The following is a 19,619-nucleotide window of genomic DNA, read 5'->3' on the forward strand; positions in this document are numbered from 1 at the left end:
TTTACAAATCCTTGGGGTGTGTCAGAAAGTTAAATAGCATAGTTGAACTTAATTATAAGTATTGGGAGAGACAAAACAAATACAGAAGTGCATTTTACTTAGAATTACTGTATTTATTAAAGGAATAAAGACAACTTTGGCAAATAGTTCGAGGTTAATATCGACAGTAGAGAGCACTCGATTATAAAAAGAAGTTAAAGGAATAATCATGAATAGCTTTTTGGTGAGTCTTCTAGCTTTATGAGGACTCACCTATTGTACTTTTAATTTGATTGCTCATCCATAACCGTACTTAACTTTCCTTTGACCTCAGAAATTAAGCTGATTTGAATAATATTAAAAATAATAGATACCGCCAGACTGCCAATAAAGAAACCGAGCAAGGTTTTTAACTTTGCATTGATTATTTTCATCATCTTATTTGCCACTCCTTCCGTTATTATTAGGTATTTTTAGCTTTTATTTGTAAATTATGTATGTCGATAAAGCGATGAAAGGTGAATAAAAAACTATCTCTTGAAACATATTGAGAAAGAGGTTAATTGTGAAGGAGGTAAAGTTATGAGTAAGGAGGAATATCTAACAGCATTACATATAGATAGTAAACAATTTCAACAATTGCTATCTGATTATTGGAAGTCATATTCTGACTATACACATTGGCAATTTTGGATGGTACTCTTTCTCTTTATTGCTCCTTTAGTGTTCGTCTATTGTTTTATTGATCGAAAGCGGATATTTGAGGTGTTTTTCTACGGATATACAGTGAATATGTTATGGACCTTTATCGATACAATGTTATTGCGGAAAGGTTTGTTTATTCATAATTATTTTCTCATTCCTTCATTACCTAGTGCAACAAATATGACGACCTCTTTACTTCCGGTTGTTTTTTTATTTGTTTATCAATATTGTACAAATAGACAAAGAAACTTTTATTTATATACAATTATTGTGAGTGCTATTATTGCATTTGGTTTTGCAACGATTGAAGAGAAGGTAGGCTTCGTAAGCTTTTATGGAAGTATGAATCAGTTCTATATATTTTTGATTGACCTAGGGATATGTTTTACTTCATATTGGTTCACTATATTTTTTCTTAGGTTAAAAGAAAATGCGTTTGCCAATAATTGAAAAAGAGATGTTCTAATGCAGTTGGAGTGCTAATTATGGCTCCCCTCTAGGTAATTGACAATAGAAAGGTCTTTATCGTCATGGCTTTTACGATAAAGATCTTTTTCGCTTTGATATACCTCTCACTTAATATCGTTTAACAAGGAAATATAAAAAAAGCTGAACAAATAAGGAGTGTGCATGAGAAGTGGAATGCCGTAAAGAAGCCGAACGAGAAGTATATAATTATTAATTTTTTCATTTATCATTTGCATGGTAATGGTGAGTACATACAAACAAATTAAAAATAGCGAGGGAGTGAACGTTAAATCGATTCACTTCCTCGCTTTAAGATCCGTGGGAGACCTTTTCTTTGCCTCCCTAGGGCATTGCTTTTTACTTAATGGTTATTTTTGATTACGGAGCTGTTGTTCACCTAAAGCAACCAGTCGTTTAGTCATTTCCCCTCCGACTGATCCGTTAGCACGTGCAGTGGTTTCTGCGCCAAGTTGTACACCAAATTCTTGAGCGATTTCTTCTTTCATTTGATTTAATACTTGACCTGATTCGGGAACGACTAATTTATTTCTGCTCATTGAACAAATCACTCCTTCGTCATTTTGAGCAAGTGAAACATTGCTCTTTTATAAGGTTTCCTAATGTAAGGGCTATCATTCATATGGGTAAAAACTAACAGGTAAAAAGATGAGTAAATTTTCTAAAAAATATAAAATTGAGCATTGACTTATGAGAATTTTGCGATAAAATAAGAATAACTTAATAGATGTCATATAATCTAACATCTATTAGTTAAGTTATATGACGCGGGAAATGGGGGAGAAAAGTTATGGATGAAATATTTTATCTGAACAGTGTGTGGACAATGATTGCTGCAATTTTAGTTATTTTTATGATTGGTGGATTTATATTACTTGAAGCAGGATCTACACGAATGAAAAATGCAGGTCATATTACCGGGAAAACTATTTTTACAGTGGGATTAACTTTCCTTGTTTTCTGGGCTGTAGGTTATGGATTTATATTTGGAGGAAACGCGAATTTCTTTGTTGGCATGACGGACTTCTTCTATTCAGGAGCTGAAAGTGGAGATTCAGGTTTATCTGATACGGTTTTCTTTGTATTCCAAAGTGCCTTTGCTGCTATTGCTGTTTGTATCGCCTTAGGTGGTTTTGCTGAAAGAGCAAAGTTCCCAGTCTATGTTGTTTTTACTATTTTATTCTCTGCTGTTATTTATCCGGTTGTTGCACATTGGATATGGGGTGGAGGCTGGTTAGCGGGACATGAGAAGCAAGATTTCGCAGGCTCAACAGTTGTCCATTTAACAGGTGCAATGGCTGCCTTAGCTGCAACTATTTTATTAAAGCCTCGTATCGGGAAGTTCAATAAAGATGGTTCTAGTAACAATATTGCAGGGCATAACCAAGTCTATACTTCATTAGCTGTGCTTATTCTTTGGGTAGGATGGTTTGGATTTAATGCAGGTAGTACAACATCAGTTGATGGTGCATTTTTCGGATTTGTTGCACTAAACACAAATTTAGCTGCAGCGATGGGTGCGGTTGCAGCATTAGCAATCTCTTGGATCGTTCTTGGTAAATCTGATATTGTTACAACATTAAATGGTGCACTTGCAGGTTTAGTTGCCATTACGGCATCGTGTGCTTTCGTTGAACCTTGGGCTGCTGTTGTTATAGGTTTAGTTGCCGGACTTTTAGTATTCTTTAGTGTAAAGTTCTTTGATAAAATGAAAATTGATGATCCAATCTTCGCATTATCTGTTCATGGTGCAGCTGGAGTATGGGGTACTTTATCTACAGGATTCTTTGCAACACCAGAATTAGCAGAGCAGGTAACTGGTCAAGCAGGATTATTCTATGGTGGCGGATTTGGCCAATTAGGCGTTCAAGCGTTAGGAGTTGTAACATCAGGACTTTTTGCCTTTGTTGCTTCATTTGTCATTCTCTTCGTAATGAAGAAAATGATGAATGGTCTCCGTGTTAGTGAAGAAGAAGAAGTGATGGGCTTAGACATGAGTGAACATGGTAGCTATGGTTATCCAGAAGAGTTTATGTCAAGTGAGAAACAAACGAAATTAACATCATAAGGTGAAGCCTCCTATAGTGGGAGGCTTTTACCCTCTGTAAGGAAGTGTTGTTTTTGCCGACGGATGATTTTGAGACATATGAAGCGATTAGAGATTGGCGGGATTATGAATTAACTAAGAAAAAGTTTAATCAAGTGCAATTAAACAATTTTCATGATGAAGTAATGAGAGCTACGTTTCATTATGCTGTAAAAAGATTAGGGGAAAAACCACCGAGCGAGTTTGCTTGGTTTATAACAGGTAGCGGTGGAAGAGAAGAACAAGGTTATATAAGTGATCAAGATCATGGGATCATCTATGAAGAAAAAGACGCCACCTTGCAAAGATATTTTCATCAGTTAGGCAAAGAATTAGCCGAGGGGCTCGATATTGTTGGTTACCCATACTGTGACGGTAATATTATGAGTAGTAATCCCCTTTGGTGTAAGTCACAACCTGAGTGGTTTGAGCAACTACAGTCATGGGTAGATGAAAAATCTTGGGCAACAATGAGGCATCTGCAAATATTCTTTGATGCAAGAGTGTTAGTGGGAGAAAGCGAATATATTAATCATTTAAAGAGAAGTGTGCATGAGGCAGTTCAAAAAAATCCTTATAACTTAAAGAGATTATTGGATAATATACAGCATATAAAAACCTCTATTGGGCCGTTGGGGCAAATATTAACGGAAAATCATGGATCACATAAAGGGGAAATCAATATAAAGTACGCAGCATTCTTACCTTTCGTTAATGGCATTCGATTACTTTCTATAAAGGAGGGAATAGTTGAAAGCTCGACATTGTCACGGTTAGAAAAATTAATGTGTAAAAAGCCATATAAACACGCATTATTACCGTATCATCATGATTTCCAACAGTTACTAAAATTACGCCATTCACTACTTACCCCTATGTCAACCTATGAAGATGGCCATTATTTAAATGTGAGAAACATGAATAGGGAAGTAAAAAGTAAGATAAAGGTGATTTTGAAAAATGGCAGAAGACTTCATCAATATGTAGAAGATGTAATTGAGCAGGAAGTGAAATAATGGCTTTTGAACCCTTTTTTCAATTTGTCCGAAAGTTAAATCAAACTAGGTTCGGTGGGCTCCAGACGCAAGACTCTAAATCAATGGCTTTCATGAGACAGCTTCAAAAAGATTTAAATCAAGATCGATTGATACAAACGTCATTAAATCAAATGAGTGCTGTAGTTGTCGATATAGAAACAACGGGGTTTAGTCCAGATAATGGTGATCAGATACTATCAATTGGAGCTGTCAAAATCCTAAATGGAAGAATTGATCATGACAATTACTTTTACTCTTTAATACAATATGAAAAAGATTTAGCTTTATCAATAAAGCATTTAACGGGATTGAAGGAAGAGGAGTTAAAAAATGCGCCACCATTAGCAGATGTGTTAATGGAATTTTTGAAATATACGGAGAGCTTACCTTTCATTGCTCATCATTCAAACCATGAAAAGCGCTTCTTTCAGCATGCGTTTTGGCAGCTTTATCGAACATCATTTAAACATCGCGTATTTGATACCTCCTTTTTATATCGTATCATTGATACAGTGGAACACTCTGTTAGGCTAGAGACATTATGTGAAAAAAATCAGATTGAAGTCAAACATCGCCATCATGCTTTAGGTGATGCCATGTTAACAGCTAAACTTTGGGTATGTTATGTTGAAAAAGTCAAAGAAAAGGGCTGCTTTACAATGCAAGATGTTTATGAAAAGTTAGCTAAATTACCTTAATTGAAGTAATGCCACAGATGATTGAACTGTGGTTTTTTTTATGAAAAGAATTTCAAGTAGTGACATTTGTCATGTGAGGGGGGTGACATCACACACTAAACGGACAAGTAAGCCATCTCATATAATTTTAGTAAGGAGATGGTGTTAATGGAAACAATCATTGCTACGAAACATTTGACTAAAAGGTATAAGGATTTATGGGCAGTTAACGATGTGTCTTTTGAAGTTGAAAAAGGGGAGTTATTAGCTGTACTAGGGAAGAATGGGGCTGGTAAATCAACAACCTTGCTGATGTTATTAGGGTTAGTTAAACCAACCTCAGGAAATATACTGATTTTAAATAAGAAACCTCATGAGCGAGCGGTGAAAGAAAGAATTGGTGTGATGCTCCAAGAGGTCAGTGTCATTGATGCATTGTCTGTGAAGGAAGTATTACTCATGTTTAGTAGTTATTATGAAAACCCTTTACGTTTAGAAGAAGTGTTGGAAATTACAGGTATCCCTATAGAGCTGCTTAAGAAAAAGGCGTATAAACTCTCGGGTGGTCAAAAAAGAAGGTTGAATTTTGCATTAGCCATTATAAGTAATCCACAAATCGTTTTTTTAGATGAGCCAACTGTTGGCATGGATAGTACAGTAAGAAAAAAATTTTGGCAAGCGATACAATATTTAAATGATGAAGGTAAAACGGTTATTTTTACCACTCATTACTTACAAGAAGCTGATGATGTTGCCAAGAGAATTATGTTATTTAATCAAGGAAAGGTGATTGCTGATGGTTCACCTTTACAATTAAAAAGTCATTTGTCTGATGGAGCTATCTCGTTTAAATCAGATCAGGTTGATATCAGCTTGCTACAAACATTTTCTCATGTCATAAGTGCGAAAATAACTGATCAACGGATTGTGTTAACAACTTCTTCCACTGATGCGCTTTTGGGGGAGTTGTTTGAAAAAAAGGTCGTTATGCGAGACATTCATTTACATCGGGCAAGACTTGAAGATGCGTTTGAATTATTAACAGTAGAAAGGGGGATCAGTGAATGAGAGGATGGTTGATGCAGACAAAAGTAGAGGTATTAAGGATATTTAGAAATCCTTATTTTGTTTTTTGGTCTTTATTTATGCCTATCGTTTTTTATTTTGTTTTTACAAATATATTTAATACTGGAATGGGAGACAGTTGGAACAGTCGGTTCTTAATGTCCGTTACTTGTTTTAGTGTGATGGGGACGAGTATTTTGACGTTAGGCATTCGATTAGTAGAAGAAAAGGCTCATGGTTGGTCCACTTTAATGAGAACAACCCCGCTTAGTTCAAGTGTTTATTTCTCAGCAAAAATGGTTGGGCAAACGATGATTCACATTTGTTCTGTAACCATTATTTTTGTTGTTGGTGCGGTGATAAATGGGGTTAATTTGAGCGTTTGGCAATGGCTGACAAGCGCGCTATGGATATTAATTGGCGCTTTACCTTTTCTCGCTATTGGAACAATTATTGGTGCAATGAACAAGGTGGAGACAGCTGCTGGAATCAGTAATTTCTTTTATATGGTCTTAGCTTTCATGGGGGGGTTATTTATGCCAATTGAAGTGTTGCCATCAATTTTTAAGTCCATTGCTAAAGCGATTCCTTCCTATCATTATGGAGCGGGTGTATGGGAGATTACAGAAGGTGGCAACCCTTCTTTGCTGAATATTGCTGTATTAGCAGGATATTTCCTTCTATTTGTAGTATTAAGTATTTATATTAGAAGAAAGCAAGAAGTGGTGGTGTAAGCTTTTTGGGTTATAAGTTATTTCCTGTCAAATATGGTTTTCTCCCATATGTTTTTTTGGTCTATTTAATGTTTCCGATTATTGTTTTAATAAATGAAACAGGGGTAAAGGCAGTGATTGGATGGATGCTTTTATTCCTTTTTTTTCTATCTTATAGGAAACTTTTCTTTGATCCACCAATGTCCTCTTATATGGGTTGGTTAATACTACAATTTATCATTATTATTATTTTTACCTATTTTTATCAACCTTCATTAGTATTGCTCGGGTTCTATTGTGCAAATTTCATCGGGTGGCTGCGTAATTCTAAGATGTTTACAATTAGTATGATTTTATTTGTATTCTCTTCGATTTTACCTGTTATTTTACAATATGAAATGTTGAGCGAATACTTTTATCTCGTCGTAATGGTTGTTGTTATGATTATATCTCCTTTTGGTATTCACTCCATGTCGACGAAAATGGAGTTAGAAGAAAAATTAAATGAAGCAAACGAACAGATTGAAGTATTAATTAAAAGAGAAGAGAGAATGAGAATAGCTCGAGATTTACATGATACACTCGGTCATACACTATCTTATATAACATTAAAATCTCAACTAGTAGCGAAAATGACTAAGCATCAAGCTGATCCCCAAATTGTCACCAAAGAGGTAAATGAAATCGAGCGGACTTCACGGATTGCCTTAAAACAAGTAAGAGAGTTAGTGGCAGACATGCGAGTTTTAACAATTGCTGAAACGATTAGTGATTGCAAAGGGATATTAAATTCAGCCAATATTACGCTGGAGGTAACAGGGCTGAATAGATGTGAAAATATAACATCAATGATGCAAAATATGATCAGTATGTGTATAAAAGAAGGAATTACAAATATCGTTAAGCATTCTCGGGCGACTCATTGTGTAATTGGATTATCGCAAAATAATTTAGGGATAGAGGTAACTATTTCAGACAATGGAATAGGATTTAATCGAGACACGAAATTAGGGAATGGTTTAAAAGGCATGTCTGAACGTCTAGAGTTAGTTGAAGGTAGCTTGAACTTTTTCCATTATGAAACAGGGTTATCTGTCAATGTATTCATTCCAATTGTAGAAAGAAAGTTCGGAGGTACTTAAATGATATGATAAGAGTTTTAATAGCTGAAGATCAGCAGATGTTAAGAGGAGCGTTAAGCACATTATTAAACTATGAGGAAGATATAGAAGTCATAGCGCAAGCGAATAATGGAAAAGAAGCAACAGAATTAATTCATCAAATGGCACCAGATGTATGTTTATTAGATATTGAAATGCCTATAAAAGGTGGATTAGATTTAGCAGAGGAAATATTTGAATCAAAGTCATTATGTAAAGTTATTATCTTAACAACGTTTGCTAGAACAGGTTATTTTGAAAGGGCAATAGGAGCAGGAGTTCACGGATACTTATTAAAAGATGGACCGAGTGAAGAACTAGCTGAAGCCATTAGGCGTGTGATGAATGGTCAGAGAATGTTTTCTCCGGAACTGGTATTTAATCAATTGAGACAAGATAACCCACTCACTTCCAGGGAAAAGGAAGTGTTGAAGCTTATTGCGTCGGGTTTAACTTCAAAGGAGGTTTCGGCGCACCTTTTTTTGTCTGCTGGGACGGTGCGCAATTATATGTCAGAAATCATTAATAAGTTAGAGGCAAAGAATAGGATTGAAGCAATAACTAAAGCAAAGGAGAAAGGTTGGATATAGTGGCTTACATAAAAGGTGGAACGCCCTTACTAAATTCAGTTATTAATGTAGAAATTGATTGTAATTGTTGATCATCTAAGTCAAATGCTACCTTGACTTTATTTTCTAAATCCGATGTGACTCGTCTTTTTCCCACTTCAACAAGTGCGATGAGCGAGAAGCTGCAGCTCACAATTCGAGCGAAGTCTCGTTGTGTCATATTATAACTTTTTCTAATAAATTTAATCATATCTTTATTCATATTTTTACTCAAATTCATCACCTACTATAATTGCAAATTTAAAATCACGCTCTCTATAAAATTAGCACTTTTTTACGTTGTTTGTCAAAGTATATTGTTGACAAATAACATTTTACCTGTTAGTGAATGAGTTGTTTTCTCATTGTAAGTATATAGTAGACAACAGTTATCTTCATTTTAATTGATTGCCCATAATAATAAAAAGAGACTGGGATTCACACTTTCCCAGTCTGCTTCAGATTAGACAATTTCTATGTTAGTTGTCTTATGACTTCGTGTGTCAATTATTTTCTTGATGTAAATGATTAACACGATGATCGATAAGACTGTCCCAATTGTTAAAGATATTGGATAAGATAATTGCAATCCTTCAGGTGCGTAAAATATATAAGTAGCAGATACTCCTGTCATGAACATAGCTGGAATTCCTGTTATGAGGTGCTGCTTATTAGATTTTAGTAGGAAACTTGTTGCTGTCCAAAGCATAATCGTGGCAGATAATTGGTTGGTCCAACCAACATATCTCCATAAAAAGGAATAATCAATCGTTGCTAAAAGAAATGTTGGAACACCAACTAATAATGTGACAAGTAGTATCTGTCCATTCCCTTTAAAGTTCAAGTACTTCGAAATAGTTTCAGAAAGCATCATTCTCGATGAACGTAACGCTGTATCTCCTGTTGTAATAGGTAGAATAATAACACCAAGTATCGCTAAAATGCCCCCTAGTGTACCTAAAAGTGAAATGGAAATTTCATTCACCACGCCTGCTGGCCCGCCGGTCGCTAAAGCTTCCTGTAAGCCACCTGTTCCTCCGAAGAATGTCATTCCTGCTGCTGCCCAAATAAGGGCGATGATTCCTTCACCAATCATTGCTCCGTAAAATACTTTTCTTCCATCAGACTCTTTTTTTAAAGTTTTTGATACAATTGGACTTTGTGTTGCGTGGAAACCAGATATAGCGCCACATGAAATGGTAACCATTAATAATGGCCAAATTGGCAATTCTTCAGGGTGTAAATTGCTAAAAGTTAAATTTGGAATAGGTTGACCATTAAATAGTAAAGCGATACCAATGGACACAGCCATAAAGATTAATATCGCACCGAATATCGGATAAATTCTACCAATAATTTGGTTAATCGGGAGAACCGCTGCAATAACGAAATAAGCAAATACAATCATTAACGATACAGTAAAACTAAGTGGGGTAATAGAAGAAATCAATTGGGCTGGGCTTGCTGTAAAAGCAGCTGCTACCAAAATCATTAATATAATGGATAATATATTAATAAAAACTTTCATTCCATTCCCTAGATATCTACCAACGAGATTAGGGAATTGTTCTCCCTTATGTTTAAGTGAAAGCATTCCTGAAAAATAATCATGAACAGCTCCAGCGAAAATACAGCCAATAACAATCCATATAAACGCGACAGGTCCGTATAATGCACCCATTAATGCGCCAAATATCGGACCGGTGCCAGCAATGTTTAATAGTTGAATAAGATTTCCTTTCCACCAGCTCATTGGGACAAAGTCCATGCCGTCTGCTTCTGTATACGCTGGGGTTTTTCTACTATCATCGATACTAAAAACTTTCTCTACGAATTTCGAATAAAACATGTATCCAAGAATAAGTAATACAATTGCTACAAGGAATGTTGCCATATTTAAGTGCCTCCTGCTGATGTGATATATTTCTGAAACTTTGGAATATATGATGTATTGTAAGTGCTTTTTTGCTGTAAAGCAATACTTTTTCAGAAAAATGTTATTTTTATATAATTTTCTAATAGATGAACTTATTATTGGCTATTATGAACCTCTGAACGGGGCAGAACATAATTTGGTATTATATGTTGTCAGAAGAAAATTAAATAAAGGGAGGTAAGTGTTTATGACCATTATTATTCAGTCACAGGAGAAGCCCCCTATTCATTCATTTAGTCCTATACAACAAGATATTTATAGAGCACTCGATTCTTCACCACAGCAATTTTTTTATGATTCTGCTTTTGTTTTTGAATTTGAGCTACTCTTAAGAGAAAAACTAATTCAAGCCGCTTACCAGTTACATGAAAGTAAAGCAGAATTCGCTCCATTTGATGTATCAAGATTTAACCCTCAGATTTGGACAAAAACGAAGTACGGTTATGTATTAAAACCATATATATTACCCTCGGATGCGATAAGGGATGTGTTTCATAATAGCCACTTATATGCATTTGAATGTTCTACAGCAATTGTATTGTTATTTTATAAATCAGTATTGGATTCGATTTCGATTAGTCGATTTAACACTTTATTCCAAGGTCTTTTAGTTTGGGATTGGAATTATGATCAAGACTTAGGTATAGATACACGGATAGGAAGAGATTTCATTCCAGGAGATGTTGTTTACTTTTATAATCCCGATTTCGAGCATCCAATATGGACGGGAGAAAATGCAGTCTATTTAGGTAATGACCGATACTTTGGACACGGAGTAGGATTGGAAAGTGAAAGAGGGATGATAGAAGCATTGAATACGCTAAGAAAGCCAGGAGCGACACAGGATGCGTATCTTATTTCACAACATAGTCGCTTAAGTTACAAATACCTTTCACAATTTGCACGTAGAGTACCACATCAGAATTACGATTCTTCTATTTTCCAATTACTTTAATAGTAATACTTAATATGTCTCATAAAGGCATATTTTTTTTGTTCGTGGGCATACAAAAAATAGTAACTTTATTGGTGCCTTAAGGAGTTTTTTATATGAAATTAATTGATGTATTTAACTTATTACAAACGGACTTAAAAGATAGTGGTCATGAAGTAGTGAAAGGTTTAACTACAGATTCAAGGAAAGTAAAACGAGGATATTTATTTATTGCCATTTCCGGTTTTGAAAAGGATGGGCATAAATATATAGAAGAAGCAATTAAAAATGGAGCGATTGCTGTGATAGGGGAAAAGCGATTATCGCTCACTGTTCCGTATATTGCAGTTCAAGATTCTAGGAAAACATTAGGCATTTTAGCAAGCATATTTTATGCCCACCCCAGCAAAAAACATCGCTTAATTGGGATAACGGGCACAAATGGTAAAACAACTACAGCCTATCTCATCCACCATCTCATCAAAGAAGCAGGGTATTCTTGTGGAATGATAGGCACGATAGAAAATAATATTAATAACCAAACAAGAAAAGCTAAAAATACAACTCCAGACGCTTTAGAACTACAATCTTTATTAGCTGAAAGTATGGATGATTTTATCATACTAGAAATTTCATCCCATGCACTCCATCAACATCGTACAGAAGGATTACTGCTTGATATAGCTATTTTTACAAATTTAACTCATGATCATATGGACTATCATCATACGATTGAAGAGTATTACAGCGAGAAAAAGAAAATCTTTTCTTTATTAAAAGATGAAGGCGTTGGATTAGTCAACATTGAGGATACATGGGGGGCGAAAATAGCACTTGAGCAGGAACATAATAAAATAAAAACAATTGGTAAAGCTGGCGATTATGATCTGCAGCTCACGTTTAAAGATGCAAAATATCAGTTAAAAATATCAAGTGTTAAAAAAGATACTATTGTAGCAGATTCACCATTACCGGGGAAACATAATCTTTATAATACAGCTATCGCTATTGCTGCTTGTTTAGAATCGGGCATATCAAAAGAGGTAATATCGCAAGGATTAATGAATTTTAGAGGAGTACCTGGCAGATGGGAGAAATATTACAATAAGAAAGGGGCCGTATTTATTATTGATTATGCTCATACAGAAGATGCTCTCATCTACCTTCTCCAAACAGCTAAAGAAAATAGAGCGAAAAAAATATATATGGTTTTTGGATTTCGAGGAAAAAGGGATAAAAGCAAGCGAATTAAAATGGTTAAGGTGGCATCTACTTATTGTCGGCAGTTTATCCTTACATTAGATGATATAAATGGGGAGAGTAAAACGGTTGTAGAAGAAGAATTATATAACTTAACAAAACCATTTACAAATGGGGAAGTCATAATGGATCGCACTATGGCTATAAAGAAAATGTGGGAAATAGGAGGAAGTGGTGATTGGATATTTGTTATTGGGAAGGGGCATGAGAATTACCAAGATATTTTTCACCTTCAAACGAAAAATGACATTGAAACCATCCAATATTTAATAGAATGGGAAAAAGGTGAAGATCGTTAATATTTACTCCTCACTTTTAGCTAATAACTGTAAATGATCAGTGACAATTGCGTCTATATCCCAACACCTTACACTAGCTAATTGTTTTTTAGTATTAATTGTCCAGATAATTGTTCGTAATTGAGCTTGTTTTATTGCGGACATCACTTTTTTGTTAACCATTGTCCACTTCAAACTCACATAATCAAATTCCTGTGCTATTCTTTTTATGTCTTTAGTTTGAAGGGGGTAATTGACTAATAAGGCCAATTTCACCGAGGGCATGAGCGTTTTTATCTTCCTTAGTGAGTCGAGGTTGAAAGACTGAATTATGATTGAATCAGTAGAATATTGCATAAGTAAAGAATGTAGTAAGCTTTCAATGCCTGGGTTTTTTTCAGGCTTTTTTAATTCAATTAAAACACCTATCTGATTGTAATATTTATTCAATACATCTTTGAGTAATGGAATTTTTTCACCTTGGAATGTTGGAGAGAACCAACTTCCGGCATCAAATTGGCATAACTCTTCATATGTATAATCAGATACTTTACCTGTCCCATTTGTAGTTCGATCAATTGTTGCATCATGTATGACAACGATTTGTCGGTCTTTAGTTAACTGGATATCTAATTCAATCATGTCAGCACCTAATTGAAGCGCACGCTCAAAAGCAATCATGGTATTCTCTGGACATGTTCCGGCAGCACCTCTATGAGCAATTTTTTGAAAGCTGGGATGAAAGAACTTGTTTTGTTTCTTAAACATTAATGCCAATTTAGCATTAATCGTATGATAAGCTCTTCTCACTTGTCTCATTCTGATGCCCCTTTCTCATGATTTTTGCTTATCGTAAATGACGATGACACTTGTTGTCAATCCCAGTCCTCATATTTAATTTTACCACCAGTCAATGCGATTGTTTGATGTTCCCCTTGATATATTAGCTTACCATCCTTCTTTACTACTAATTTTTCATAGGTAAACACTTTTTGTCCTGAAGGTAGTTGAACAACAATTTTCTCGCCATAATCAGTCTTAGGTGCTTCAATAACAATGATACTTCTACTATAAAAGTAAAGGGATGTAATAGCAGTAATCATAAGTGTTATGAGAAGAATCAGTAATTTATCTAAATTAAAATGTTGCTTTCTATTCCTTTCTTGACGTGTCAAACAGTTCCCTCCTATTCTATATTCAACATATTCAGATGGAAGAAAATCATGACAAATAATGAAATATTTGAAACCTATCGCCCGCTCATTCGTATGTATGTTACAACCTATTTTTATACGAGGGGGAGTGTGAATTTGTGTGAAAGAAAGGAAAAGTATAGAAAACAAGGATGATGATGATGGAAGTTTTTAACCTATCCGTTGAAACACTGTATTTGTATGCGTTGATTATCTCAGGTGTACTAATTATTCTTTTATTCTTTTTTGGGGATGTATTAGGTGGAATAGAGGAAGCTAGTCCTTTTCTTAATCCAATATTAATACTTGCCTTTATCGTCTTTTTATCAGCAAGTGGTTATTTATTTGAAGTATTAACTTCGTTGAATAGTATTCTCATTGCATTAATCTCTGTAATTATTGCCTTTATTTTTTCCGTACTATTAAATGTGTTTATACTTGTTCCAATGTCATCTGCTGAAGAATCGCTTGTCTATTCAGAAGACTCGTTAAGGGGACGGGTAGGAGTTATTATCATTCCAATCCCAGAAAAGGGCTATGGTGAAGTATTGATTGAGAGCTATTCAGGTAGAATTTCTAAAACAGCTGAAAGCCTTAATGGGCAGGCAATCGCTAATGGCGAAAAAGTATTAGTCATTGAGGTAAAAGAAAGTCGAGTCATTGTTACGACACATGAACAGATATAAAGGAGGAGAAACTTATGCTTTTAATATGGATTGTTATTGGAATTGTAGCGGTTTTAATTGTTGCGCTATTAGGAATTTTTGTTACGAAATATCGTACTGCTGGACCAGATGAAGCTTTAATTGTGACAGGTAGTTATTTGGGCAGTAAGAATGTACATGTTGATGAAGCAGGTAATCGTATTAAAATTATTCGGGGTGGAGGAGCGTTTGTATTACCTGTTTTCCAGCAAGCAGAGCCTCTTAGCTTATTATCAAGCAAATTAGAAGTCTCAACTCCAGAAGTATATACCGAACAAGGTGTACCTGTTATGGCAGATGGAACGGCTATTATTAAGATTGGTGGCTCGATTGGTGAAATTGCGACTGCGGCAGAACAATTCTTAGGTAAAACGAAAGAAGATCGTGAAAATGAAGCGAAAGAAGTATTAGAAGGTCATTTACGCTCAATACTTGGTTCAATGACAGTTGAAGAAATTTACAAAAACCGTGATAAATTTTCACAAGAAGTTCAGCGTGTCGCTTCACAAGACTTAGCGAAAATGGGTTTAATTATCGTTTCATTTACTATCAAAGATGTAAGAGATAAAAATGGCTATCTGGATTCATTAGGTAAACCGAGGATTGCACAGGTGAGAAGAGATGCAGACATTGCTACGGCAGAAGCAGAAAAAGAAACGCGAATAAAGCGAGCAGAAGCCGATAAAGATGCACAAAAAGCAGAATTAGAAAGAGCGACGGAAATCGCTGAGGCAGAAAAAGAGAATCAAATGAAAATGGCGGATTATCGTCGTGATCAAGATATCGCTAAGGCACGTGCTGACCAAGCCTATGATTTAGAAACAGCGAGAGCTAAACAAGAAGTAACAGAGCAAGAAATGCAAATAAAAATTATTGAAAGACAGAAATCGATTGAATTAGAAGAAAAGGAAATACTACGAAGAGAAAGACAGTATGATTCCGAAGTCAAGAAAAAGGCAGACGCAGATCGTTATTCAGTGGAACAGTCAGCAGAAGCTGAAAAACGGAAACAAATTGCCCAAGCAGATGCGCATCAATATCGAATAGAATCAGAGGCGCGTGCAGAAGCAGAAAGGGTACGTGCAGATGGGTTAGCCAAAGCAGAAGCACAAAAGGCACAAGGTGAGTCAGAAGCAGAAATTATACGCTTGAAAGGTTTAGCAGAAGCAGAAGCAAAAAGGAAAATCGCTGAGGCATTTGAGCAGTATGGGCATGCGGCGATTATGGATATGGTTATTCAAATGTTACCAGCATACGCGAAAGAAGTGGCAAGTCCTCTTTCTAATATTGATAAAATTACAGTTGTAGATACTGGTAGTGGAGCAAAAGGTGGAGCGAATAAAGTGACAGGCTATGCCACTGACTTAATGACAACAATGCAAGAATCTGTGAAGGCATCGTCAGGCTTGGATATTAAGGAATTAATCGAAAATTTCTCAGGCAAATCTAATATTAAACAAAGCATTGAGCAATTAGGTATGGATATTAAAACGGAAAATCATAAAAAAGAAGCGTAATAGTGGGTAAAAAAACAGCAGTGAGCCTTAACTCACTGCTGTTTTGCATTCATTTATTCAGCTGTTTTTAAATCTTCAATAGAATCAATATCCATATATTCAGGTACAACTATTCCTAATTTCGTTCCTTCTAAGTTAGAACCTAGATCTTCAAATTTACCTTCAAATTTATCATAATAATCAGCATGAGTTAAAGGTAACCATCCAGCAACATGGGCATCAAGACTACCTTCAGCGACACCAGTCCACATTGGACCCGCCTCAACTTGACTAATATTCACATCGTAACCTAAATCAGTCAAAACTTTACTGATAACATTCGTACTTGCGATTTCAGTATCCCAAGCAACATAGCCTAAGCTAAGTTTTTCACCATCAACTGAATCAACACCATCAGTCCATTCAGATACGAGGTCTTGGTTATTCTCAACCCATTCAGCCGCTGCTTCTGCAGGATCTTGTCCTTCCGAAATCTTCACCATCACATCATTCATGTGTTCTTCAGTCCAATTGAAAGCATCTAATACTTGATAAGCGCTTGGTTTGTCTTCAGCTAGACCATTTCTAACGATTGTATTGATATTTTCCTCTTCTCCAAAAGTACCTTTAGGGTCTTCTAAATATTTTAGATCAAATTGTGAGAACATCCAATGTGGACTCCAGCCTGTAATAATAATAGGTTCTTCAGCATTATAAGCCTTTTTCAATGAAGCTGTCATTGCCGCACTAGAGCCTTCAACTAAAGTCCAATCACTTAATTCATATTCTTCAAGTGTTGAATTTGCCGCCTTCATAATGCCTGCACCAGGATCGATACCGATAATTTCGTGATCAACCTGATCTCCTACAGTCGCATTTTCGTCGGTTTCATTTGATCCACATGCTGCTAAGCCTAATGCGACAGCTGGAACCATTAAGTAAGATAGCCATTTTTTCTTCATGTTAAAGTCCTCCTAGTTTTTTTTCTTTCCTATATTTTGAGTAAGCCTGTCAAGGATAATAGCCATAACGACAATCGCAAGACCTGCTTCAAAACCTGTACCAATTTGAATCTGTGTTACTGCACGATAAACATCCGCACCTAAACCTGGCGCACCAACCATTGATGCGATAACAACCATTGATAAAGAAAGCATAATACTTTGGTTTATACCTGCCATAATCGTAGGTGTTGCTAACGGTAGTTGTACCTTTAGTAATCGTTGTTTTACAGTTGATCCAAAAGCTTCAGTTGCTTCAATAATATCGGTAGGGACTTGTTGAATCCCAAGAATGGTTAAACGGATAGTTGGTGGTACGGCAAAAATAACAGAGGCAACTACACCTGGTACAACCCCAATACTAAAGAAGAATATAGCTGGAATTAAATAAACGAATGCCGGCATAGTCTGCATAAAGTCAAGAATGGGTGTAACAATTTGTTGCACAGTTCTTTTTTGTGAAGCCCAAACACCTATTGGTAGTCCAATAATGACGGTAATAATAACCGATGTTAAGACAAGGGATAGGGTTTGTAACATACCTTCCCAATAGCCGAGATTTTGTATTAATAACAGTCCAATCAATGTGAAAAGAGCAATGCCCTTGCTAGCCAATTTCCACGCGAGGATTGCTAAAATAATGATTAAAATCAATGCTGGGATAGCCATTAACACTGTATTCATACCATTTACAATCGCTTCAAGTGCAATTGTAATACCGTCAAATACAATCGCAAAAGTAACAGTCAGCCAATCTACAAAGGCATCTATCCAGCTAGCGACGGGAATTTTAGGAATAAAGCTTTCTTCCATGATTAGTACACCTCCTTAATAGATTGATCTTGAGTTGTACTCGTATCATGTTCAAAATCATTAATGGCATCGTTATTGCCTGCGAGTGCAGCAATTACCGCACCACGAACGAGAATACCGTTCAAGCGGCCATTTTCGTTTACCACAGCTACAGGAATGGAGGCAGTAGAAACAATATCAAAGAGATCTGTAAGTACGGTATCTTCCGTTACTGTTTGATAACTTGTATCTAATATCTCTTCGATGGTTTTTCCTGAATCAACTGCTTCTTTTGCTGCTGTTGCATGGACAATACCGCGAATATTTTTCTTTTTATCAACAGCATAAATACTTGAAATACCTAGTTTCTTCATTAGTTGTAGGGCTACTCTTGGCCCTTTATCTACCTGTACGGTTTCCGCTCTCTTCATTACATGTTGAGCTGTAAGTACTTTCGATAAATCCACATCTTCAACGAATCTTTCAACATATTGATTAGATGGGTTCATCAGAATCTCTTCAGGTGTACCAATTTGTACAATGGCACCATCTTTCATCAACGCAATTCTATCCCCGATTCTTAGCGCTTCATCTAAGTCATGTGTAATGAAGACAATCGTTTTTGCCATCGAGCTTTGTAAATCAAGGAGTTCATCTTGCATATCTTTTCGAATTAACGGGTCAAGAGCGCTAAAAGCTTCATCCATTAATAAAATATCCGTATCATTTGCTAAAGCTCTTGCTAACCCAACACGCTGTTGCATACCACCACTTAGTTGATCAGGATATTGATTCTCATAACCTTCAAGTCCAACAAGTTTTAATGCATCAAGTGCTTTTTGTTTACGGTTATCCTTGGCCATTCCTTGAATTTCTAAGCCATATTCTGTATTTTCTAGAATGGTACGATGGGGGAGTAAGGCAAACTTTTGAAAAACCATGCTTATTTTCTTTCTTCGAGTTTCTCTTAGTTCGTCCTTGGACATTTTTGTAATGTTCTTTCCATCAATATAAATGTCTCCAGTTGTTGGTTCGATGAGTCGGTTGAGGGTTCTTACTAATGTAGATTTACCACTACCAGAAAGTCCCATTATGACGAAGATTTCACTATCATAAACATTAAAATTGGCTTGGTTAACACCAATGGTTGCACCGGTCTGTTTAAGAATTTCATTTTTACTTTGACCCTCATTTAACAGTTGAGTGGCCTTTTTAGTGTTTTTGCCAAATATTTTTGATACTTGACTCACGCTAATTTTTTTTGCTCTCTCATCCATTGTTTCACCTCGTTTAACTTGTATATGTTTGTTTTTACAGGATTTGGATCATATTCGAATGAAAAAATGGTTTTTTCTTATTAGGTACTTTTTGTATTTACCTACTTTGTGAAATATATGGAATCAAACCGTTATATTATTAATTATTTTGTAACAAAAACTACAAAATGAGACAATTTTCATCATTCTTAATTATGAATCCTCGTTCTATTTTCCTGTGAATTACGACCTC

General features: G+C 35.7%; 21 protein-coding genes. 12 read left to right on the forward strand and 9 right to left on the reverse strand.

What is annotated here, in order from left to right:
- Nucleotides 1-263: 263 nt before the first annotated feature.
- Nucleotides 264-416, reverse strand: a complete 153-nt coding sequence (locus tag MKY26_RS02675) for a hypothetical protein (protein ID WP_157733742.1) — start codon at nt 414-416, stop codon at nt 264-266.
- Between the two features lie 145 nt (nt 417-561).
- Between MKY26_RS02675 and MKY26_RS02680 the strand changes: the two genes are divergently transcribed.
- Nucleotides 562-1,134 (forward strand): hypothetical protein, encoded by a 573-nt coding sequence (locus MKY26_RS02680; RefSeq protein WP_341091990.1) that lies wholly within the window; start codon nt 562-564, stop codon nt 1,132-1,134.
- Nucleotides 1,135-1,520: 386 nt separating this feature from the next.
- On the opposite strand, the gene MKY26_RS02685 is transcribed toward MKY26_RS02680, so the two are convergent.
- Nucleotides 1,521-1,709: an alpha/beta-type small acid-soluble spore protein gene (locus tag MKY26_RS02685; RefSeq protein ID WP_095369762.1), complete on the reverse strand. Its 189-nt coding sequence runs from the start codon at nt 1,707-1,709 to the stop codon at nt 1,521-1,523.
- A gap of 251 nt (nt 1,710-1,960) precedes the next feature.
- Between MKY26_RS02685 and MKY26_RS02690 the strand changes: the two genes are divergently transcribed.
- From MKY26_RS02690 to MKY26_RS02720, 7 genes are all read left to right on the forward strand, one after another.
- Nucleotides 1,961-3,238 (forward strand): ammonium transporter, encoded by a 1,278-nt coding sequence (locus MKY26_RS02690; RefSeq protein ID WP_322909183.1) that lies wholly within the window; start codon nt 1,961-1,963, stop codon nt 3,236-3,238.
- 53 nt (nt 3,239-3,291) lie between these two features.
- Nucleotides 3,292-4,272 (forward strand): DUF294 nucleotidyltransferase-like domain-containing protein, encoded by a 981-nt coding sequence (locus MKY26_RS02695; protein ID WP_341091992.1) that lies wholly within the window; start codon nt 3,292-3,294, stop codon nt 4,270-4,272.
- Nucleotides 4,272-4,991, forward strand: coding sequence for an exonuclease domain-containing protein (locus MKY26_RS02700; RefSeq protein ID WP_341091995.1), 720 nt, complete (start codon nt 4,272-4,274; stop codon nt 4,989-4,991). Before MKY26_RS02695 ends, MKY26_RS02700 begins: the two co-directional genes overlap by 1 nt.
- 147 nt (nt 4,992-5,138) lie before the next feature.
- Nucleotides 5,139-6,038 (forward strand): ABC transporter ATP-binding protein, encoded by a 900-nt coding sequence (locus MKY26_RS02705; protein ID WP_095369758.1) that lies wholly within the window; start codon nt 5,139-5,141, stop codon nt 6,036-6,038.
- Complete coding sequence (locus tag MKY26_RS02710) at nt 6,035-6,769, forward strand: ABC transporter permease (protein WP_095369757.1); 735 nt, start codon at nt 6,035-6,037, stop codon at nt 6,767-6,769. Before MKY26_RS02705 ends, MKY26_RS02710 begins: the two co-directional genes overlap by 4 nt.
- A gap of 5 nt (nt 6,770-6,774) precedes the next feature.
- Nucleotides 6,775-7,890, forward strand: a complete 1,116-nt coding sequence (locus tag MKY26_RS02715) for a sensor histidine kinase (protein ID WP_307314758.1) — start codon at nt 6,775-6,777, stop codon at nt 7,888-7,890.
- A gap of 5 nt (nt 7,891-7,895) precedes the next feature.
- Nucleotides 7,896-8,498, forward strand: coding sequence for a response regulator transcription factor (locus MKY26_RS02720; RefSeq protein ID WP_341091997.1), 603 nt, complete (start codon nt 7,896-7,898; stop codon nt 8,496-8,498).
- Between the two features lie 4 nt (nt 8,499-8,502).
- On the opposite strand, the gene MKY26_RS02725 is transcribed toward MKY26_RS02720, so the two are convergent.
- Both MKY26_RS02725 and MKY26_RS02730 read right to left on the reverse strand, forming a co-directional pair.
- Nucleotides 8,503-8,751 carry a helix-turn-helix domain-containing protein gene (locus MKY26_RS02725; RefSeq protein ID WP_306469957.1) on the reverse strand — a complete coding sequence of 83 codons (249 nt, stop codon included), beginning with the start codon at nt 8,749-8,751 and terminating at the stop codon, nt 8,503-8,505.
- A 228-nt stretch (nt 8,752-8,979) separates the two neighbouring features.
- On the reverse strand, nt 8,980-10,410 hold the full coding sequence (locus tag MKY26_RS02730; protein WP_307314746.1) for a carbon starvation CstA family protein: 1,431 nt from the start codon (nt 10,408-10,410) through the stop codon (nt 8,980-8,982).
- Nucleotides 10,411-10,639: 229 nt separating this feature from the next.
- On the opposite strand from MKY26_RS02730, the gene MKY26_RS02735 reads away from it, so the two are divergent.
- Complete coding sequence (locus MKY26_RS02735) at nt 10,640-11,407, forward strand: protein-glutamine gamma-glutamyltransferase (RefSeq protein ID WP_095369753.1); 768 nt, start codon at nt 10,640-10,642, stop codon at nt 11,405-11,407.
- 95 nt (nt 11,408-11,502) lie between these two features.
- Nucleotides 11,503-12,945 (forward strand): UDP-N-acetylmuramoyl-L-alanyl-D-glutamate--2,6-diaminopimelate ligase, encoded by a 1,443-nt coding sequence (locus tag MKY26_RS02740; protein ID WP_307314743.1) that lies wholly within the window; start codon nt 11,503-11,505, stop codon nt 12,943-12,945.
- Between the two features lie 3 nt (nt 12,946-12,948).
- Here the strand turns inward: MKY26_RS02740 and MKY26_RS02745 are convergent, their stop codons facing one another.
- Together MKY26_RS02745 and MKY26_RS02750 are read right to left on the reverse strand one after the other, a co-directional pair.
- Nucleotides 12,949-13,743 carry a glycerophosphodiester phosphodiesterase gene (locus MKY26_RS02745; RefSeq protein WP_095369750.1) on the reverse strand — a complete coding sequence of 265 codons (795 nt, stop codon included), beginning with the start codon at nt 13,741-13,743 and terminating at the stop codon, nt 12,949-12,951.
- Nucleotides 13,744-13,799: 56 nt separating this feature from the next.
- Nucleotides 13,800-14,099 carry a hypothetical protein gene (locus MKY26_RS02750; protein ID WP_095369749.1) on the reverse strand — a complete coding sequence of 100 codons (300 nt, stop codon included), beginning with the start codon at nt 14,097-14,099 and terminating at the stop codon, nt 13,800-13,802.
- Nucleotides 14,100-14,278: 179 nt separating this feature from the next.
- On the opposite strand from MKY26_RS02750, the gene MKY26_RS02755 reads away from it, so the two are divergent.
- The gene (locus MKY26_RS02755; RefSeq protein ID WP_322909186.1) at nt 14,279-14,803 is read left to right on the forward strand and encodes a hypothetical protein; all 525 of its coding nucleotides are present in this window, start codon (nt 14,279-14,281) and stop codon (nt 14,801-14,803) included.
- 14 nt (nt 14,804-14,817) lie between these two features.
- Nucleotides 14,818-16,338 carry a flotillin family protein gene (locus MKY26_RS02760; RefSeq protein ID WP_095369747.1) on the forward strand — a complete coding sequence of 507 codons (1,521 nt, stop codon included), beginning with the start codon at nt 14,818-14,820 and terminating at the stop codon, nt 16,336-16,338.
- 53 nt (nt 16,339-16,391) lie between these two features.
- Here the strand turns inward: MKY26_RS02760 and MKY26_RS02765 are convergent, their stop codons facing one another.
- Genes MKY26_RS02765 through MKY26_RS02775 form a run of 3 tightly spaced genes read right to left on the reverse strand, consistent with a single transcriptional unit; the run spans nt 16,392 to nt 19,387 of the window.
- A complete protein-coding gene (locus tag MKY26_RS02765) occupies nt 16,392-17,279 on the reverse strand; it encodes a glycine betaine ABC transporter substrate-binding protein (RefSeq protein ID WP_341091999.1) in 888 nt (295 codons plus the stop codon).
- 12 nt (nt 17,280-17,291) lie between these two features.
- Entirely contained in the window at nt 17,292-18,131 is an 840-nt protein-coding gene (locus MKY26_RS02770) for an ABC transporter permease (RefSeq protein WP_095369745.1), read from the reverse strand.
- 2 nt (nt 18,132-18,133) lie between these two features.
- Nucleotides 18,134-19,387 (reverse strand): quaternary amine ABC transporter ATP-binding protein, encoded by a 1,254-nt coding sequence (locus tag MKY26_RS02775; protein ID WP_341092002.1) that lies wholly within the window; start codon nt 19,385-19,387, stop codon nt 18,134-18,136.
- Nucleotides 19,388-19,619 lie beyond the last annotated feature (232 nt).

Source organism: Cytobacillus sp. FSL R7-0680, from assembly GCF_038009245.1.
In the GTDB taxonomy this organism is placed as follows: domain Bacteria; phylum Bacillota; class Bacilli; order Bacillales; family Cytobacillaceae; genus Cytobacillus; species Cytobacillus kochii.

What these genes read in the sequence shown, in the direction of transcription:
- MKY26_RS02675 (WP_157733742.1), bottom strand. Translation starts at nt 416, where the DNA reads ATGATGAAAATAATCAATGCAAAGTTAAAAACCTTGCTCGGTTTCTTT.
- MKY26_RS02680 (WP_341091990.1), top strand. Translation starts at nt 562, where the DNA reads ATGAGTAAGGAGGAATATCTAACAGCATTACATATAGATAGTAAACAA.
- MKY26_RS02685 (WP_095369762.1), bottom strand. Translation starts at nt 1,709, where the DNA reads ATGAGCAGAAATAAATTAGTCGTTCCCGAATCAGGTCAAGTATTAAAT.
- MKY26_RS02690 (WP_322909183.1), top strand. Translation starts at nt 1,961, where the DNA reads ATGGATGAAATATTTTATCTGAACAGTGTGTGGACAATGATTGCTGCA.
- MKY26_RS02700 (WP_341091995.1), top strand. Translation starts at nt 4,272, where the DNA reads ATGGCTTTTGAACCCTTTTTTCAATTTGTCCGAAAGTTAAATCAAACT.
- MKY26_RS02705 (WP_095369758.1), top strand. Translation starts at nt 5,139, where the DNA reads ATGGAAACAATCATTGCTACGAAACATTTGACTAAAAGGTATAAGGAT.
- MKY26_RS02710 (WP_095369757.1), top strand. Translation starts at nt 6,035, where the DNA reads ATGAGAGGATGGTTGATGCAGACAAAAGTAGAGGTATTAAGGATATTT.
- MKY26_RS02720 (WP_341091997.1), top strand. Translation starts at nt 7,896, where the DNA reads ATGATAAGAGTTTTAATAGCTGAAGATCAGCAGATGTTAAGAGGAGCG.
- MKY26_RS02730 (WP_307314746.1), bottom strand. Translation starts at nt 10,410, where the DNA reads ATGGCAACATTCCTTGTAGCAATTGTATTACTTATTCTTGGATACATG.
- MKY26_RS02735 (WP_095369753.1), top strand. Translation starts at nt 10,640, where the DNA reads ATGACCATTATTATTCAGTCACAGGAGAAGCCCCCTATTCATTCATTT.
- MKY26_RS02740 (WP_307314743.1), top strand. Translation starts at nt 11,503, where the DNA reads ATGAAATTAATTGATGTATTTAACTTATTACAAACGGACTTAAAAGAT.
- MKY26_RS02745 (WP_095369750.1), bottom strand. Translation starts at nt 13,743, where the DNA reads ATGAGACAAGTGAGAAGAGCTTATCATACGATTAATGCTAAATTGGCA.
- MKY26_RS02755 (WP_322909186.1), top strand. Translation starts at nt 14,279, where the DNA reads ATGGAAGTTTTTAACCTATCCGTTGAAACACTGTATTTGTATGCGTTG.
- MKY26_RS02760 (WP_095369747.1), top strand. Translation starts at nt 14,818, where the DNA reads ATGCTTTTAATATGGATTGTTATTGGAATTGTAGCGGTTTTAATTGTT.
- MKY26_RS02765 (WP_341091999.1), bottom strand. Translation starts at nt 17,279, where the DNA reads ATGAAGAAAAAATGGCTATCTTACTTAATGGTTCCAGCTGTCGCATTA.
- MKY26_RS02770 (WP_095369745.1), bottom strand. Translation starts at nt 18,131, where the DNA reads ATGGAAGAAAGCTTTATTCCTAAAATTCCCGTCGCTAGCTGGATAGAT.
- MKY26_RS02775 (WP_341092002.1), bottom strand. Translation starts at nt 19,387, where the DNA reads ATGGATGAGAGAGCAAAAAAAATTAGCGTGAGTCAAGTATCAAAAATA.